Source organism: Nocardioides sp. NPDC059952, from assembly GCF_042730435.1.
GTDB lineage: Bacteria > Actinomycetota > Actinomycetes > Propionibacteriales > Nocardioidaceae > Nocardioides.
In genome coordinates, this window is the sequence record NZ_JBHWLY010000004.1 from 106,820 (window position 1) to 123,703 (window position 16,884).

The 16,884-nt window shown below is 67.6% G+C and carries 17 protein-coding genes and 1 pseudogene; 16 read left to right on the forward strand and 2 right to left on the reverse strand.

The window, feature by feature from the left end; translation table 11 throughout:
• Positions 1-193: 193 nt before the first annotated feature.
• From ACFV9G_RS03125 to ACFV9G_RS03145, 5 genes and pseudogenes are all read left to right on the forward strand, one after another.
• On the forward strand, positions 194-3,514 hold the full coding sequence (locus ACFV9G_RS03125) for a nitrate- and nitrite sensing domain-containing protein (RefSeq protein ID WP_378724812.1): 3,321 nt from the start codon (positions 194-196) through the stop codon (positions 3,512-3,514).
• Positions 3,511-3,906 (forward strand): roadblock/LC7 domain-containing protein, encoded by a 396-nt coding sequence (locus ACFV9G_RS03130; RefSeq protein ID WP_350660704.1) that lies wholly within the window; start codon positions 3,511-3,513, stop codon positions 3,904-3,906. The genes ACFV9G_RS03125 and ACFV9G_RS03130 overlap by 4 nt, the downstream gene beginning before the upstream one ends.
• Before the next feature lie 26 nt (positions 3,907-3,932).
• Positions 3,933-4,283 carry a DUF742 domain-containing protein gene (locus ACFV9G_RS03135; protein ID WP_008360948.1) on the forward strand — a complete coding sequence of 117 codons (351 nt, stop codon included), beginning with the start codon at positions 3,933-3,935 and terminating at the stop codon, positions 4,281-4,283.
• Between the two features lie 40 nt (positions 4,284-4,323).
• A pseudogene (locus tag ACFV9G_RS03140) lies at positions 4,324-4,865 on the forward strand (ATP/GTP-binding protein).
• A gap of 163 nt (positions 4,866-5,028) precedes the next feature.
• Positions 5,029-5,835 carry a DUF3027 domain-containing protein gene (locus ACFV9G_RS03145; RefSeq protein ID WP_378724882.1) on the forward strand — a complete coding sequence of 269 codons (807 nt, stop codon included), beginning with the start codon at positions 5,029-5,031 and terminating at the stop codon, positions 5,833-5,835.
• On the opposite strand, the gene ACFV9G_RS03150 is transcribed toward ACFV9G_RS03145, so the two are convergent.
• Entirely contained in the window at positions 5,832-6,218 is a 387-nt protein-coding gene (locus ACFV9G_RS03150; protein ID WP_378724813.1) for a DUF2530 domain-containing protein, read from the reverse strand. The two genes, ACFV9G_RS03145 and ACFV9G_RS03150, sit on opposite strands and share 4 nt — an antisense overlap.
• Positions 6,219-6,289: 71 nt before the next feature.
• Between ACFV9G_RS03150 and ACFV9G_RS03155 the strand changes: the two genes are divergently transcribed.
• From ACFV9G_RS03155 to ACFV9G_RS03195, 9 genes are all read left to right on the forward strand, one after another.
• The gene (locus tag ACFV9G_RS03155) at positions 6,290-6,439 is read left to right on the forward strand and encodes a DUF1059 domain-containing protein (protein WP_091052351.1); all 150 of its coding nucleotides are present in this window, start codon (positions 6,290-6,292) and stop codon (positions 6,437-6,439) included.
• Positions 6,440-6,516: 77 nt separating this feature from the next.
• Complete coding sequence (locus ACFV9G_RS03160; protein ID WP_378724815.1) at positions 6,517-6,978, forward strand: MarR family winged helix-turn-helix transcriptional regulator; 462 nt, start codon at positions 6,517-6,519, stop codon at positions 6,976-6,978.
• Positions 6,975-8,225, forward strand: a complete 1,251-nt coding sequence (locus ACFV9G_RS03165) for an MFS transporter (protein WP_378724817.1) — start codon at positions 6,975-6,977, stop codon at positions 8,223-8,225. The genes ACFV9G_RS03160 and ACFV9G_RS03165 overlap by 4 nt, the downstream gene beginning before the upstream one ends.
• A 264-nt stretch (positions 8,226-8,489) precedes the next feature.
• Positions 8,490-8,861: a 30S ribosomal protein S12 gene (gene rpsL / locus ACFV9G_RS03170; RefSeq protein WP_091052356.1), complete on the forward strand. Its 372-nt coding sequence runs from the start codon at positions 8,490-8,492 to the stop codon at positions 8,859-8,861.
• Between the two features lies 1 nt (position 8,862).
• Complete coding sequence (gene rpsG, locus ACFV9G_RS03175) at positions 8,863-9,333, forward strand: 30S ribosomal protein S7 (protein WP_378724819.1); 471 nt, start codon at positions 8,863-8,865, stop codon at positions 9,331-9,333.
• Between the two features lie 134 nt (positions 9,334-9,467).
• Positions 9,468-11,531 (forward strand): elongation factor G, encoded by a 2,064-nt coding sequence (fusA, locus tag ACFV9G_RS03180; RefSeq protein WP_378724884.1) that lies wholly within the window; start codon positions 9,468-9,470, stop codon positions 11,529-11,531.
• An 84-nt stretch (positions 11,532-11,615) separates the two neighbouring features.
• Entirely contained in the window at positions 11,616-12,809 is a 1,194-nt protein-coding gene (tuf, locus tag ACFV9G_RS03185; protein WP_091052360.1) for an elongation factor Tu, read from the forward strand.
• A 171-nt stretch (positions 12,810-12,980) separates the two neighbouring features.
• The gene (trmB, locus tag ACFV9G_RS03190) at positions 12,981-13,700 is read left to right on the forward strand and encodes a tRNA (guanosine(46)-N7)-methyltransferase TrmB (RefSeq protein ID WP_378724821.1); all 720 of its coding nucleotides are present in this window, start codon (positions 12,981-12,983) and stop codon (positions 13,698-13,700) included.
• A gap of 57 nt (positions 13,701-13,757) precedes the next feature.
• Positions 13,758-14,384, forward strand: coding sequence for a hypothetical protein (locus tag ACFV9G_RS03195; RefSeq protein WP_378724823.1), 627 nt, complete (start codon positions 13,758-13,760; stop codon positions 14,382-14,384).
• A gap of 128 nt (positions 14,385-14,512) precedes the next feature.
• Here ACFV9G_RS03195 and ACFV9G_RS03200 read toward each other — a convergent pair whose 3' ends face one another.
• Positions 14,513-15,340, reverse strand: a complete 828-nt coding sequence (locus ACFV9G_RS03200; RefSeq protein ID WP_378724824.1) for an RDD family protein — start codon at positions 15,338-15,340, stop codon at positions 14,513-14,515.
• A 23-nt stretch (positions 15,341-15,363) separates the two neighbouring features.
• On the opposite strand from ACFV9G_RS03200, the gene ACFV9G_RS03205 reads away from it, so the two are divergent.
• Positions 15,364-16,359 carry a stage II sporulation protein M gene (locus ACFV9G_RS03205; protein ID WP_378724825.1) on the forward strand — a complete coding sequence of 332 codons (996 nt, stop codon included), beginning with the start codon at positions 15,364-15,366 and terminating at the stop codon, positions 16,357-16,359.
• A 14-nt stretch (positions 16,360-16,373) separates the two neighbouring features.
• On the forward strand, positions 16,374-16,784 hold the full coding sequence (locus ACFV9G_RS03210; protein WP_378724827.1) for a hypothetical protein: 411 nt from the start codon (positions 16,374-16,376) through the stop codon (positions 16,782-16,784).
• Positions 16,785-16,884 lie beyond the last annotated feature (100 nt).

The window sequence follows — 16,884 nt, forward strand, 5'->3', positions numbered from 1 at the left end:
GACTGCAGACAGGCACGCCCGGGTGCCAGCAGACTTCGCGGCGGGGGACTGGGGTGTGCGCCACAGATGGCGCATGCCTCTCGGGAATGATGTGACATGGCCACGAGAGGGAGTAATGGCCGAGCCATACGCAAGCACAACCCACCGTCCGGAACGTAAGCCCTGGCAGGGAATTCGAGCGCGCCTCATCTTCGTGCTGCTCGTCCCGACCATCGCGGCGATGGTGTTCGGCGGGTTGAGCATTTCGAGCGCCCTCACCGCCCAGGCACAAGCACGCCAGGCCGAGACCGTCGCCCAGGCACTGCCTGACACCTACAACCTCGCGATCAACATCCTGTTCGAGCGTGATGGTGCGCTCGCGGGTGTGCCCGAGGTCGTCATGCGGCCGCTGCAGCAGACGACCGACGAGTCGATCGCGGCCTGGAGCGCCAAGGCCAAGGAGATCGACGCCGGCGACGACAAGGGCCTCGAGAACAGCATCGTCGAGATCCAGCAGGCGCTGAACGGCATCGACGATCTGCGCGCGCAGATCCAGGAGAAGGACACCCAGGTCGAGGCGCAGCTGGCCTACACCACGGTGATGAACAACCTCTTCGGGATCTCGGCCCAGATGCCGACCCTGGAGAACGACGAGGTCTTCTCCAAGATCTCCGCGATCAGCAACGTGCGCCCGGCTTCCGAGGCCATGGGTGTCGAGCGCATGATCATGATGGAGGCGCTGAGCAAGAAGGCCATCGCAGAGTCGAAGGGGGAGACGAACCCGGACGTCCTCAGCGACGAGCAGTTCGCCGAGCTCGCCCGCGCCGAGGCGAAGTGGCGACTCTCGACCGCGGACTACTACGAGAAGACGTCCGACGAGATCCGCCAGCAGCTCGACGAGCTGACCAACGAGACCACCGATCAGGGTTCGGTCGGGGCCCCGGCGCACCGGGTCGTCAACCAGGTCATCTCCAGCGGCAGCATGGACCGGGTCAAGATGACCCCGGACCAGTACACCGGCGCCAGCACGGAGTTCATCCGTGGTCTGCAGAAGATGATCGTCGCGACCGCGCAGGAGATCAGTGACGATGTCGGGGACATCAAGACCGACTCGACCCGCGACGCGGTCGGCATCGGTCTGGTCGTTCTCTTCGTCCTCATCTTCGCCCTCGCCGTCGGCCTGGTCGCGGCCCGCTCGATCCTCTCGCCGCTGAGCCAGCTGCGTCGTCTGGCCTACAACCTGGCCAACCACGACCTGCCGGAGCGAGTCGCCTACATGAACCAGGCCGAAGGCCCGGTGGATACGCATGTGGAGCCTCTGGACATCGCGCGCCGAGACGAGATCGGTGACGTCGCGGACGCGTTCGACGCGGTCCACGTCGAGGCGATCCGGCTGGCCGGTGAGCAGGCAGAGCTGCGAACGAACGTCGACAAGATGTTCATGAACCTCTCCCGCCGTTCGCAGAGCCTCGTCGAGCGTCAGCTCCAGCTCATCGACCAGCTCGAGGCCAACGAGCAGGACCCCGACGACCTCGCGAACCTGTTCCGCCTGGACCACCTCGCCACCCGAATGCGCCGTAACGACGAGTCCCTCCTGGTCCTCGCCGGCGGCGAGATCGGCCACGCGGCTCGTGGTCCGGTCCCGGTCCTCGACGTGCTCCGTGCCGCCGCCTCCGAGATCGAGCAGTTCGCCCGGGTCGACATCGACTCCGACGAGAACGCCGAGTTCGAGGGCGCGATCGCGGGTGACCTCGTGCACCTGCTCGCGGAGCTGATCGAGAACGCCACCAACTTCTCCCCGCCCGACACCGCGGTCACGATCCGCACCTTCCGCGCCGGCCCCGCCGCGCCGCTGCTGGTCGAGATCGAGGACCTCGGTATCGGCATGACGCCGGAGGAGCTCGACGCGGCCAACATGAAGTTGCGCCGTGCGACCGGCCTCGACGCCGACGTCGCCCGGATGATGGGCCTGGTCGTGGTCGCGCGCCTGGCGGCGCGTCACGGCCTCTACATCGAGCTCGTTCCCAACCGCCCCCGCGGTGTGGTCGCGCGTGTCGAGATGCCGGTCACCACGATCGTCGGCGCTCACGCTGAGACCCCGTCCGGCCAGCAGCAGGGCTTCGACGCCTACGCCTTCCAGCAGGGCGGCTACGGCCAGCAGACCGGCGCCTACCCGACCACCGGCGAGCTCCCCTACGAGATGCAGTACGGGATGCCCGCCTACGACGCCCAGCCGTACGCCGGTGGCAACCCCTACGACGTTCCGGTCGGCGCTCTTCCGGCGCCCGAGGCGCCTGTGGCCTCCGCCGCAGCGCCCCCGGCGCTGCCGAGCCGTACGCCCGGCGCCTCCAACCACCCCAACCTCTCCGGTGGTGGTGGGTCGGCCTTCTCGCAGCAGCCTGCCAACGGCCTCTCCGGCCAGCACAACGGCTTCGGCCAGAGCGGGCCGCAGACGGGCCAGCAGCCCTCATACGGTGGTGTCCCGCCGATGCCGGGCGATCCGGGCTTCGAGGGTCCGGGCGCGCGCACGGGCAGCTTCCCGGCGCAGCCGCAGCAGTTCAGCGGTGGCCAGCCGCAGTACGGGGGAGACCCGTTCGGTGGCGACCCGTTCGGCGCCAACCAGCCGCCGGCTCCGCAACAGAGTCCCAGCGGTCAGCAGCAGAACTTCCTGTCCAACATGCTGCCGGTCCGCAAGGCCGAAGACCTGGCCGCGCGCTTCCCCGACGGTCGCTTCGACCCGAGCACCGAGACCGGCGAGCTGCCGCGTCGCGACCCGGGCATCCAGGGCGGCAGCCCGTTCGGCACCGACACCGGCGCGTTCCGCACCTTCGAGCGCCCCAACGAGCGCACCGTGCCGCGTACGCCGCCGCCGGGCTTCGGTCCCGACGACGACCCGTTCGGTCCTGCCGGTGACGCGATCGCCCCGATGGGCCCGATGGCTCCGGAGCCGACCAACTCGCCGAACCCGCTCGACTCGACCACCGAGGTTCCGATCCTCGACGACGAGGGCAGCTCGATCTTCGACGACCTGCAGTCCGAGTGGTTCACCCGTCGTCGCCCGCTCGGTGCGCGTCGGGCGATGGAGTCCAAGGGCGACCCGCTCAGCGACCCCATCGCCCCCGCCGCCAAGGCCGGCCCGGGTCCCGACGTCGACGAGGCCCGTCCGGCGGCCGCCCCCGTGGGCGCCCCCGTGGGCGACCCGCTCGGCGAGCCGCCGGCCCCTCAGGACGACGAGCCGACCACGCCGGTGAGCTGGTCCTCGCCGGGCGACGAGGGCTGGCGCCGTGCGCAGGAGCTGGAGCACCTGCAGGAGCAGGAGCCGGCGACGATCACCCAGGGTGGTCTCCCGGTCCGTGTCCCGGGTCAGAACCTGATCCCAGGTGCGGCACCTGCGGTCACACCACCGTCATCAGGTCCGCGTAACATGGACGCGCGCCGCACCCGTGGCATGTCCAGCTTCCAGAAGGGCGTCAGCCGCGCCCGCAACAACCCCGCTGATGCGGAAAGCAACCCCGAAGGTGAGGAGCAGCAGTGACAACGGCCCCCGCAGGACTGGACTGGCTTGTCGACAGCCTGACCCAGCGCACCCCTGACATCGCTCACGCGATCTTGGTGTCGGCTGATGGCATGCCGATGGCCAGCTCCGTCGACTTCCCCCCGGACCGGGCCGACCAGCTCTCGGCGATCGCCTCCGGTCTCACCAGTCTTACCCAAGGAGCAGCTCGGTGCTTCGCGGCGGGTAATGTCCAGCAGATGGTCATCGAGATGGACGGTGGCTATCTGGTCCTCATGGCGGTTGGTGAGGGTTCCAGCCTTGCTGCCCTCGCCGCCCCCGACTGCGATCTGGGACAGGTTGGCTACCAGATGCAGCTGTTGATCTCGCGTGTTGCCAGCGCCCTCACCCCCGATACCAGAACTGGCGCCTGACCGCGCCCGACCTTAGGACCGAGATCGTGAGCAACCACGCATCCGAACCGCCGCCGCTGGTCAGGCCGTATGCCCTGACCCGTGGCCGCACGCAACCCAAGCGCGTCTTCCCGATGGAAGCCCTGGTGATCACCGACCGTTACGTGATCGATGGCTACGTCCGGTCGCCGGAGGAGCGGACGATCGCGGAGCTCTGCCGCGAAAGCCGTTCCGTCGCTGAGGTTGCGGCGCTCATCCGGGTGCCCCTGGGTGTCGCCCGAGTCCTGATCGGTGACCTTGCGGAGCGCGGCGTGGTGCAGGTGCACGCCAGCAAGGTCCCGGACGCCCCGGACACCGCTCTCCTCGAGCGCGTGCTGTCCGGCCTGAGGAAGCTTTGACAGGAGTAATGCAGTGACCACCGACTCCAAGCAGGCGACGATGTCTGCGAAGATCGTCATCGCCGGAGGGTTCGGCGTTGGTAAGACGACCTTCGTGGGCTCCGTCTCGGAGATCGTCCCCCTGACGACCGAGGCCGTGATGACGCAGGCGTCGACGACCTCTCCGCCGTGCCCAACAAGAAGACGACCACGGTCGCGATGGACTTCGGTCGAGTCTCCCTCGACTCCGACCTGATCCTCTACCTGTTCGGCACGCCCGGTCAGAACCGATTCTGGTTCATGTGGGACGACCTTACCCAGGGCGCGATCGGCGCTGTGGTGCTCATCGACACCCGTCGCCTCGCCGACTCCTTCGGCGCGATCGACTACTTCGAGTCCCGCAACGTGCCGTTCGTCGTGGCCCACAACGTCTTCGGCGCCAACCAGGCCTACAAGCCGGAGCAGATCCGCGAGGCCCTGGCTCTGCGCCCGGACATCCCGATCGTCACCTGTGACGCTCGCGACCGCCAGTCGACCAAGGCGACGCTGATCTCGCTCGTCGAGTACGTCCTCTCCATGGTCTCCACGCGCGCTCTTCAGTAGCAAAGCGTCACCAACACCCGCCGCAGCCACGCTCCGGCGGGTGTTGGCCGTTCATGAGAGGCCGTGACTGTGCAGTAGAGGCGTACGTCTGGGAGGATCACGCGTTGTGCGGAAGTTCAGGTTGTGGTGGCGCAAGGTGACCCCGAAGTGGCACCTGAGGCGCATGTGGGTGAAGATGTGGTCCGTGATCACGACCCCGTACGCCGATGCGACGGCCGTCGCTGCCGTCGACGAGGCCCGCGCCGCGCTCCTGTCCGACGTGCCAGCCGGTGACGTCGGAGAACATCTCGGCCATGTGGTCGAGAAGGGTGCCGGCCCGGGCGTCGTGACCCACCTGTTCGCCTGCAGCCGCAAGGGCTACGTCGGCTGGCACTGGTCGGTCACGGTCGTCTACGTCCCCGTCCTCGGTGACAAGACCGAGCTGACCGTCAACGAGGTCGTCCTCGTCCCAGGAGACGCCGCCATCGTCGCGCCGGCCTGGGTGCCCTACCGCGAACGGATCAAGCCGGGCGACCTCTCGCCCGGTGATCTGCTCCCGGTCGAGGACGACGACGCGCGCCTGGTCCCGACGTACGCCTTCGGCGACGACCCGCTCGACGCCGACGAGAAGGCTCAGGTGCGTGAGGTCGCCAAGGACCTCGGCCTCGGCCGTGTCCGGACCTTGTCCACCTCCGGCTTCGACGCCGCCGCCGAGCGGTGGTACGCCGGTGACGGCGGCCCCGACGCGCCGCTCGCGCAGGCAGCCCCCGACCAGTGCCACAGCTGCGGCTTCCTGGTCCGGCTGACCGGTCACCTGGCCACGAGCTTCGGTGTCTGCGCCAACGGCGACGCCAACGACGACGGCAAGGTGGTCAGCCTCAACCACGGGTGCGGTGCGCACTCGGAGGTGCGGCTGGCGAAGAAGCACGAGCCGCAGCCGCTGCCGGACCCGGTCTTCGACACGATCAGCGTCGACGTCGAGGGCTTCTAGTCGAGGCCCTCGGCGCGTAGCCGGCGGGCCTTGCGGCGGCGGGTCAGCTCGATGCCGATCGCGCCGATGCCGAAGGCTGCCAGGCAGGTCCAGATCCACCAGGTCCAGCCGCGGTCGTTGAGCAGGCCCCAGAAGGGGAGCAGGGCCACGAACCCGACCAGCCAGCCGAGGGTGGCGAGCTCGAAGGCGCGGATGCCGTCCTGGTCGACGAGCTCGATCTTCGGCTCCGGAGCGGCCTGGACCGGCTCCTCGACAGGCGGCTCGTCGTAGCCGTAGTCCTGGGGGTAGCCGCCGTCTTCGGTGTAGTAGTCGCCGTCGTACCCGTCGTACTGCTGCTCCGGGTAGGTGCCGGAATAGTCGTCGTCGCGGTACTGGTCGCTCATGGGACCTCATCTTATGGGTCGCCGCCAGCCGGTAGGGTGGTGAGGAACGCTGACGACTTTGGAGGTCCCCGATGGCTTCGCTCCGCTGCCCCTGTGGCACCAACTTCCGCACCGAGACCGACGACGAGCTGGTCGAGAAGGTGCAGGAGCACCTCGCGGAGGCTCACCCCGGCCGCACCTACAGCCGCGACGACATCCTGATGCTCGCCGCGATGTCCTGACCCTGTGACGGCGCCCTCACCCGGGCGCCGTCTCTTGCTGGAATAGTTAGCGCCGGTAAGCAGTTATGCTTACCGACATGCCTACCGCACATCCCGCTTCCGCGCCCGACGCGGCCTCCGACATCCCCGAGGTCGCGTCGGTGCTGCGCACCTCTGTCATGCGGATGCGTCGCCGCCTGGCCAACGAGCGCCACCCCGACAACGACCTCTCGCTGGGGTCGATGGCGGTGCTCGGGGCGCTGTACGCCAACGACGAGATGACCCTCGGCGCCCTCGCCGGGCGCGAGCGCGTGCAGCCTCCGAGCATGACCAGGATGGTCAACTTCCTCGAGGAGGGCGGCTTCGTCGTCCGCCGCCAGGGCGAGACCGACCGCCGCCAGGTGCTGGTCTCGATCACCGACAAGGGCCGCCGGACCGTACGCAAGGACCGGCTCAGCCGGGATGCCTGGCTCGCCCAGCAGCTCGTCGACCTCGATGCGGACGAGCTCGCCGCCCTCCGCACAGCCGCTTCGATCATGGAGAGAATAGCCACCAGTTGAGTCCCACGTTCCGTTCCCTGCGCAGCCACAACTACCGCCTCTATCTAGCCGGCAGTGTCGTCTCCAACGTCGGCACCTGGATGCAACGCATCGCCCAGGACTGGTTGGTCCTGAGTCTTGGCGGCGGGGGAGCGGCACTCGGTATCACCACCGGCCTGCAGTTCCTGCCCATCCTTCTGCTCAGCCCCTACGCCGGGGTCATCGCCGACCGCTTCCCGAAGCGCCGTCTGCTGCAGGTGGCCCAGGGCTGGATGGCCCTGATGTCGTTGCTTCTCGGTGTGCTGGCGGTGAGCGGCCACGCCGAGGTGTGGATGGTCTACGTGATCGCGTTCCTCTTCGGCACCGGTGCCGCCTTCGACGGCCCGGGCAGGCAGTCGTTCGTCTCGGAGATGGTCCACCCCGACGACCTCACCAACGCCGTCGGCCTGAACTCGGCCTCGTTCAACCTCGCCCGTCTGATCGGGCCGGCACTGGCCGGGCTGCTCATCGGCTGGCTGGGGAGCGGCCCCGAGGCGACCGGCTGGGTGATCCTCATCAACGCCGTCTCCTACCTCGCCGTGATCGGCCAGCTGGAACGGATGAACACCGCCGAGCTGCACTCGCCCGACCCCGTCGCCCGGCGGAGCGGGATGCTGCGCGAGGGCATCGGCTACATCCGTACGCAGCCCAAGATGCTGATGGTCCTCGTGATCATCTTCTTCGTCGGCACCTTCGGGGCGAACTTCCCGATCACCTCGGCGCTGATGGCGACCGAGGAGTTCGGCAAGGGCGCCAGCGAGTACGGCCTGCTCGGCACCGTCCTGGCGATCGGATCGCTCTCCGGCGCCCTGCTCGGCGCCCGCCGCACCCGGATCCCGCTCAAGCTGATCGTGCTGGCGGCGACCGGGTTCGGCCTCACCGTCATCGTGTCCGGGCTGATGCCGACGTACGCCCTCTTCGCCCTGGTCGCGCCGGTGCTCGGCTTCTTCACGATCACGACCCTCAACGCCTGCAACGCCACCATGCAGACCGAGGCGGCCCCGGAGTTCCGCGGCCGGGTGATGGCGATCTACATGACCGTCCTGATGGGCGGCACCCCGCTGGGTGCCCCGCTCATCGGCTTCGTCGGCGAGCACTTCGGTGCCCGCGCGACCCTCTACGGCAGTGGCGCTCTGGTGCTGGTGGGTACGCTTGCGGGGGTGCTGCTCCTCGCCGCACTCAGAGGTGGTATCCGGGCCGTTTTGACCCCCTCTCAAGCCGCCGGGTAGCCTCTGAAGCGTGTCTGGGACAACCAGGCCGTCGCGCGTGCTCGGAACAAGTTCGAGAAATGGGTCTCGGACCCGGGTTCGGCGCCCTCAAGTGGGAACTCGGTTCGAGAGATCCGTCTTCGTGCTGTTGAGGTAAGGGCGACACGCCCGACCTCGGGGGCGAGGCGGGACCAGTTGGTATCGCACCACCTGGACGCACAAACATTGGATCCTTCGCGGCAGAGCGCCGCGTAGTGAGAGCAGAAAAGAAGGGGAACCACCAAGGTGCCCACCATTAACCAGCTGGTCCGCAAGGGCCGCGAGGACAAGGCGACGAAGTCGAAGACGCCTGCCCTCAAGGGATCGCCGCAGCGCCGTGGCGTCTGCACGCGCGTCTACACCACCACCCCGAAGAAGCCGAACTCCGCCCTCCGGAAGGTCGCCCGCGTGCGCCTCTCCTCCGGCGTCGAGGTCACCGCTTACATCCCGGGTGTGGGCCACAACCTTCAGGAGCACTCCATCGTGCTCGTCCGCGGCGGTCGTGTGAAGGACCTCCCCGGTGTGCGTTACAAGATCATCCGCGGCACGCTCGACACCCAGGGTGTCAAGAACCGCAAGCAGGCCCGTTCGCGCTACGGCGCGAAGAAGGAGAAGTGACATGCCTCGTAAGGGTCCCGCTCCCAAGCGTCCGCTCGTCGTCGACCCCGTCTACGGCTCGCAGCTCGTAACCCAGCTCGTCAGCAAGGTCCTCCAGGACGGCAAGAAGCAGGTCGCTCAGCGCATCGTCTACTCCGCGCTCGAGGGCTGCCGCGAGAAGACCGGCACCGACCCCGTGGTCACGCTCAAGCGCGCCATGGACAATGTGAAGCCGGCCATCGAGGTCAAGTCCCGCCGCGTCGGTGGCGCGACCTACCAGGTCCCGATCGAGGTCAAGGGCACGCGTGGCACCACGCTCGCGCTGCGCTGGCTCGTCGGTTACGCCCAGGACCGTCGTGAGAAGACGATGGCCGAGCGCCTCATGAACGAGATCCTCGACGCGAGCAACGGCCTCGGCGCCGCTGTGAAGAAGCGTGAGGACACCCACAAGATGGCCGAGTCCAACAAGGCCTTCGCGCACTACCGCTGGTGACGTACGGCGGGGTGTCTGCCGCACAATGTGGATACCCCGCCCATCCAGACCGAAGACAATCTCTTTAAGGAACGCTGAAGACAGTGGCCGTCGACATCACCACGGACCTCAATGTGGTCCGCAACATCGGCATCATGGCGCACATCGATGCTGGTAAGACCACCACCACCGAGCGCATCCTGTTCTACACCGGTATCTCCTACAAGATCGGTGAGGTCCACGACGGCGCTGCCACGATGGACTGGATGGAGCAGGAGCAGGAGCGCGGCATCACCATCACGTCCGCCGCGACGACCTGCTGGTGGAAGGACCACCAGATCAACATCATCGACACCCCCGGGCACGTCGACTTCACCGTTGAGGTCGAGCGCTCGCTGCGCGTCCTCGACGGCGCCGTCGCCGTCTTCGACGGTGTCGCCGGTGTCGAGCCGCAGTCGCAGACCGTGTGGCGTCAGGCGAACAAGTACGCCGTCCCGCGGATGTGCTTCGTCAACAAGCTCGACCGCACCGGTGCCGACTTCTACATGGTCGTCGACTCCATCGTCGACAAGCTGCACGCCACCCCGCTGGTGCTGCAGCTGCCGATCGGTGCCGAGTCCGACTTCATCGGTGTCGTCGACCTGGTCGAGATGCACGCCAAGGTCTGGCGCGGCGAGACCGAGATGGGCGAGGACTACGTGATCGAGGAGATCCCGGCCGACCTCGCCGACAAGGCCGCGGAATACCGCGAGAAGCTGGTCGAGACCCTCGCCGAGGCCGACGACGACATCATGGAGGTCTACCTCGAGGAGGGCGACGTCTTCGACGTGCCCACCCTGAAGGCCGCCATCCGTCGCGCGACCCTGGCCGACAAGCTCAACCCGATCCTTACCGGCACCGCGTTCAAGAACAAGGGCGTCCAGCCCCTGCTCGACGCTGTCGTCGACTACCTGCCCTCGCCCCTCGATGTCGAGTCGATCATCGGCCACGACGTCAAGGACGAGGAGATCGAGGTCACTCGCAAGCCTTCTGACACCGAGCCGTTCTCCGGCCTGGTCTTCAAGATCGCCTCCGACCCGCACCTGGGCAAGCTGTTCTACCTGCGCGTCTACTCCGGCAAGGTCGAGGCGGGTGCGACCGTGGTCAACCCGATCAACGGCCGCAAGGAGCGCATCGGCAAGATCTACCAGATGCACGCGAACAAGCGTGAGGAGATCAACTCGGTCGGCGCCGGCCAGATCGTCGCGGTCATGGGTCTGAAGGAGTCGAAGACGGGTCACACCCTCTGCGACCCGACCCACCCGGTGGTCCTCGAGTCGATGAGCTTCCCGGCCCCGGTGATCGAGGTCGCCATCGAGCCGAAGACCAAGAGTGACCAGCAGAAGCTCGGAACCGCGATCCAGCGTCTCACCGAGGAGGACCCGACCTTCACGGTCAAGTCCGACGAGCAGACCGGCCAGACGATCATCGCCGGTATGGGCGAGCTCCACCTGGAGGTCTTCGTCGACCGGATGAAGCGCGAGTTCAAGGTCGAGGCCACCGTCGGCAAGCCGCAGGTCGCCTACCGCGAGACGCTTCGCAAGAAGGTCCAGAACCACAGCTACACCCACAAGAAGCAGACCGGTGGTTCGGGTCAGTTCGCGAAGGTCGTCATCTCCGTCGAGCCCAACATCGACGAGGAGACCGGTCTCGGTGCGGGCTACGAGTTCGCCAACAACGTCACCGGTGGTCGCGTGCCGAAGGAGTACATCCCTTCGGTCGACCAGGGTGCTCAGGACGCCATGGAGTTCGGCATCCTCGCCGGCTTCCCCATGGTCGATGTGAAGGTTTCGCTCGAGGACGGCGCCTACCACGACGTCGACTCCTCCGAGCTCGCCTTCAAGATCGCGGGCAACCAGGCCTTCAAGGAGGCCGCGCGGATGGCGAAGGCCGTTCTGCTGGAGCCGATGTTCGCGGTAGAGGTGACGACCCCCGACACCTACCTCGGCACGGTCATCGGCGACATCAACTCCCGCCGCGGCCAGGTGTCTTCGCAGGAGGAGCGCCACGGCGACATGGTCGTCCAGGCTCTCGTCCCGCTCTCAGAGATGTTCGGGTACGTCGGTGACCTGCGGTCCAAGACCAGCGGTCAGGCGTCGTACTCGATGGAGTTCGACTCGTACGCCGAGGTTCCCACGAACGTCGCCGACGAGATCATCAAGAAGGCCCGTGGCGAGTGACCTTCGGGTCGCCCGTCCAGGGACTTCGGCAGCAACACATTTCAGTACGAGTCAGTAAGAAAATCACACCAGGAGGAGCCCACAGTGGCTAAGGCGAAGTTCGAGCGGACGAAGCCGCACGTCAACATCGGCACCATCGGTCACATCGACCACGGTAAGACCACCCTTACCGCGGCGATCTCGAAGGTGCTGCACGCGAAGTACCCGGACCTGAACCCGGAGTTCGCGTTCGAGGACATCGACAAGGCCCCCGAGGAGCGCCAGCGCGGGATCACGATCTCGATCGCGCACATCGAGTACCAGACCGAGTCGCGTCACTACGCTCACGTCGACTGCCCGGGTCACGCGGACTACATCAAGAACATGATCACCGGTGCCGCGCAGATGGACGGCGCGATCCTCGTGGTCGCCGCCACCGACGGCCCGATGCCGCAGACCAAGGAGCACGTGCTCCTGGCCCGCCAGGTCGGCGTGCCGTCGATCGTCGTCGCGCTCAACAAGTGCGACATGGTCGACGACGAGGAGCTCATCGAGCTCGTCGAGATGGAGGTGCGCGAGCTCCTCAGCGAGTACGAGTTCCCGGGTGACGACATCCCGGTCGTGCGCGTTGCCGCCTACCCCGCCCTGCAGGGCGAGGAGAAGTGGATGGACTCCGTCGCCGAGCTCATGCAGGCCGTCGACGACTACATCCCGACCCCGGCTCGTGAGACCGAGAAGCCGTTCCTGATGCCCGTTGAGGACGTCTTCACGATCACCGGTCGTGGCACCGTCATCACCGGTCGTATCGAGCGCGGCATCGTCAAGGTCGGCGAGGAGGTCGAGATCGTCGGCATCCGCGAGGGTTCGCAGAAGACCACCGTCACCGGTGTCGAGATGTTCCGCAAGCTGCTCGACGAGGGCCAGGCCGGTGAGAACGTCGGTCTGCTCCTCCGTGGCACCAAGCGCGAGGACGTCGAGCGCGGCATGGTTGTCATCAAGCCGGGCACCACGACCCCCCACACCAACTTCGAGGGCTCTGTCTATATCCTCTCGAAGGAGGAGGGTGGCCGTCACACCCCGTTCTTCAACAACTACCGTCCGCAGTTCTACTTCCGGACCACGGACGTGACCGGCGTTGTGACCCTCCCCGAGGGCACCGAGATGGTCATGCCGGGTGACAACACCGAGATGTCGGTCGAGCTCATCCAGCCCATCGCGATGGACGAGGGTCTGAAGTTCGCTATCCGTGAGGGCGGTCGCACCGTCGGCGCGGGCCGCGTCACCAAGATCACGAAGTGATCGTCTGATCCAACGTGGAAGGTCCCCGGAGCCGCAAGGCGAAGGGGGCCTTTCGCGTTGGACCAGATGCTCCTTGCTGCTTAAGTAAGCGCTGACTCGGCGCAAACGGACCGGAGCGAAGCGAGGACCGGATTGCGCCGCGTCGGCGCGCCACGAGACCAAGGTAAGAAAGTGACTGACCCGATCCGCCCAGCAAGACCCCACCAGAAGCTGCTAGAAGACGGCCGCACGGTAAGAGAGGTCCTCACCTACACCCGGCGAGGCAGCCGCCTGGACGCCAAGCAGCAGAAGGCCTGGGACGCGTACGCCGAGGAGTGGGTGATCCCGGACGAGGCAGTCGACGAGCCAGGCTTCTCCCTGGAGAGCTGGTTCGGTCGCAAGGCTCCTCTGATCGTCGACATCGGCGGAGGCGTGGGGGAGGCCACGGCCGTGCTCGCGGCGGCACGCCCGGCGTACGACATCTTGGCGCTGGAGGTGTGGCGGCCCGGCGTCGCGGAGAGCCTCGCCCGGGTGGGCGCGGCGGGTGCGACGAACGTGCGGTTCTGCAGCGTCGATGCGCTCTGGACGCTCGAGAACCTCCTCACCCCGGGGTCGGTCAGCGAGATCTGGACGTTCTTCCCCGACCCGTGGCACAAGACCCGCCACCACAAGCGGCGCCTGGTGACGCCCACCAACGCGCGGATGATCGCGGAGCGGCTCGCGCCCGGCGGGATCTGGAGGCTGGCGACCGACTGGGTCGAGTACGCCGAGCAGATGGTCGAGGTCCTCGACGCCGAGCCGCTGCTGAGCGGCGGTGCCGTCGAGCGTTGGGACGAGCGCCCGGTGACCAAGTTCGAGCGCAAGGGACTGGCCAAGGACCGGGTCATCACCGACCTGCTCTACCGACGTTGATCCGAACTACCCGTGTCGTGACTGATCTGTAGGCGCGGAACCGCCAAGATCGGCGGCATGAAGTTGTACGCCGACAGGCCCCCGCGCTTCGCCGCCCAGTTGTTCGCCGATCTGCTGACGGTGGCGTGGATCGTCGGCTGGATCCTCATCGGCAGGTTCGTCCACGAGATGATCTCGGCGCTCGCCGTCCCCGGAGAGAAGATGGACGACGCCGGCACCTCGCTCTCGGCGAAGCTGCTCGAGGCGGCGGGGAAGGTCGATGGCCTGCCGCTGGTCAAGGACGGCATCGCGGTCCCGTTCGAAGGCGCCGCGAAGGCCGCCGACCAGCTCCGCGCGGCGGGGGAGGCCCAGGTCGAGGCCGTCTCCACCATCGCGATCTGGCTGGCCGTCGGGGTCGCGGTCGTCCCGGTGCTGATGTGGCTGATGGTCTACGTGCCGCTGCGGTGGCGGTTCATCCGCAACGCCACCTCGACCCAGCGGTTCCTGGAGGCCGGCACCGCGGCCGATCTGGTGGCGCTGCGGGCGATGGCGACCCAGCCACTGCACAAGCTGGTCAAGATCAGCGACGACCCGGTCAGGGCCTGGCGTGACCGTGACGCCGACGTGGTGGCGAGGCTGGCTGAGCTGGAGCTGAGGTCGGTCGGGCTGAGCGGGAAGCGGCTGAAGCAGGCGACGAAGGGGTAGTCCGGGAGCGAACTGCCTATTACTCGCCAGTATTCGGGCAATTCGCTCCCGGACTACCCCGCGTCCCGGCATCCACTACACGCGCTCGACTACCTCCAGCTGACCCCGGTCCGCTGAGAGTGGGCTGATCAGGAGCGCGCGGTGAGGCGGGTCCGGAGCTCACCGTCCCGGGCCAGCCTCGCCGCGTCACGATCACGTCGGGTGGCGAGCACGGCGGCCAGGTAGGCCTCGGGCGGTGTGCCCGGAGGCGGGCCAGGGGCGACGTACGTCTGCATGTGGGTGGCGAGACGCTCGGCGAGAGCATGGCGGCGGACCGGGTCGGTGTAGGTGCCGACCTCGCCGGAGAGGAACCGCCGCACCGCCAGGCTGAGGCCGACGGGGATGGTGGCGACATCTGCCCGGGAGGCCCAGGCGGCGAGCCCTGGGGGCATCTGGATCGATGCCGGCGGACGGAGCGGCACCCGTACGCGGATGACGTACGTCCCGGCCGCGATGTCGCCGAGCCGCTTGCCGCGCGGGTGGATCATCGCGGTCAGGAAGGCGACGGCGCCGCTGGTGGCGTAGATCTCGACGACGCCGATCAGGGCGCGCACGAACGCGTGGTGGAAGCTGATCGCCCCGCCGTCGTCACGCACCGCGCGCAGGCCGAGCGCGAGCTTGCCGAGCGAGCGGCCGTGGGTGAGCGTCTCGAGGACGGTGGGGAAGACCACCAGGACCGAGGCGGTGGCCGCGATGTAGGCGGCCCAGCCCAAGGCCTCGTCGGTCGCGGGAGCGGCGGTCATGAAGACGAACAGCGTCACGATCAGCAGTGCCATCACCACGACCACATCGATGAGGCCCGACAGCAGCCGCATCCCCAGGCCGGCGGCCGGCAGGTCGAGGGCGACCGCATCCCCGGTGATCAGGTCGTCGTCGGTGAGCAGCTCCCGCTCTTGCGATTGCGGCGCGGAGGTCATGGCCGTCAGCGTACGCTGCGGGCGTGGATCTCGATGCGTATCTGGCCGCTACCGCCGCCGACCGGACCAGGCTCGAGCAGCTGCTGGCCGAGCGTCGGCTGAGCGGGGCGCAGGCCGACGAGCTGGTCGAGCTCTATCAGCGGGTGAGCACCCAGCTCTCGGTCGTACGCAGCAACGCCCCCGACCCCACGGTCGTCCAGCATCTCTCGGTCCTGCTGGCCGCTGCCCGCAACCGCACCACCGGCACCCGGACGAGCACCTGGTCGGGGTTCCTGCGGTTCTTCACCCACCGGTTCCCGGCCGCGCTCTACCGGCTGCGCTGGTGGTGGCTGGGGATGATGGCAGCCAACGTGGTGGTCACCGCGGTCATGATCTGGTGGCTGTTGCGCCACCCGGAGGTCGAGCAGTCGTTGCTCGGACCGGAGCAGGTCAAGCAGCTGGTCGAGCACGACATCGAGGGCTACTACAGCGAGCACGCGGCATCGTCGTTCGCCACCCAGGTCTGGGTCAACAACGTCTGGGTCTCGTTCATCTGCATCGCGCTGGGTGTGCTCGGGCTGCCGGTGATCTACTCGATGTTCCAGAACATCTCCAACCTGGCGATCCTCGGCACCCTGATGCACCGCCACGACCGCGGCGGCCTCTTCTGGGGCCTGATCCTTCCCCACGGGCTGCTCGAGCTGACCGCCGTCTTCGTCGCCGGCGGCGTCGGCCTGCGGATCTTCTGGTCCTGGATCGACCCCGGCTCGCTGACCCGTGGGCAGTCGATGGCCCGTGAGGGCCGCACCGCCGCCGGCATCGCCCTCGGCCTCATCGTCGTGCTCCTGATCTCCGGCATCATCGAAGCCTTCGTCACCCCCTCGCCCCTCCCCACCTGGGCCCGCGTCGGCATCGGCGTCCTCGCCGAGCTCGCCTTCTTCGCGTACGTCTTCATCGTCGGCCGCGCCGCCGCCTCCCAAGGCGAGACCGGCGACATCGACGACCGCCTGCTCGAGGACCGCGTCGCCACTCAGGCCTAGGTACGCTGGGATTCGTGAGAATCCCAGCCTCGGAGGAGGACGATCCGGCCGTTGTGGTGGATGCATGGGACGGCCCAGTCACGTTCAGGATCAGGGCGAGCGGCCTCAACAGACCGCTGGCGGTACCCGAACGGCTATGGCGCGTAGAGCCGACCTCTACAACTGCTGTGGTGACGTTGCCGAGTCACGTGTTCTGGTCTCCAGCAGGAGCCAGGTTCGATCTCTCCGACCACCGCGCTCGTCGGCTGGTCTATTCAACGGTCATGCTTGAGGGGCGTCCAGAGGACGTCGTCGATTACATTGACGGTGGGCTCCTGAACGAGATGTGGGATGACGAGCTCTGGCCGAGGGGCATCGGTAACCTATGGCAGCCGGCGGTAGACGCCTTTCGGGAGACGAACGCCCAGAGACGACCGGTGCTTTGAGGCATTTCGGCCGTGCTTAGCGAGGGCAGGGAATCAGAGCGTCGTCGTCTACCTCGTCCCCGACCTCCACGCAGCAGTCGCTGACCGGTTCGACCTCCGC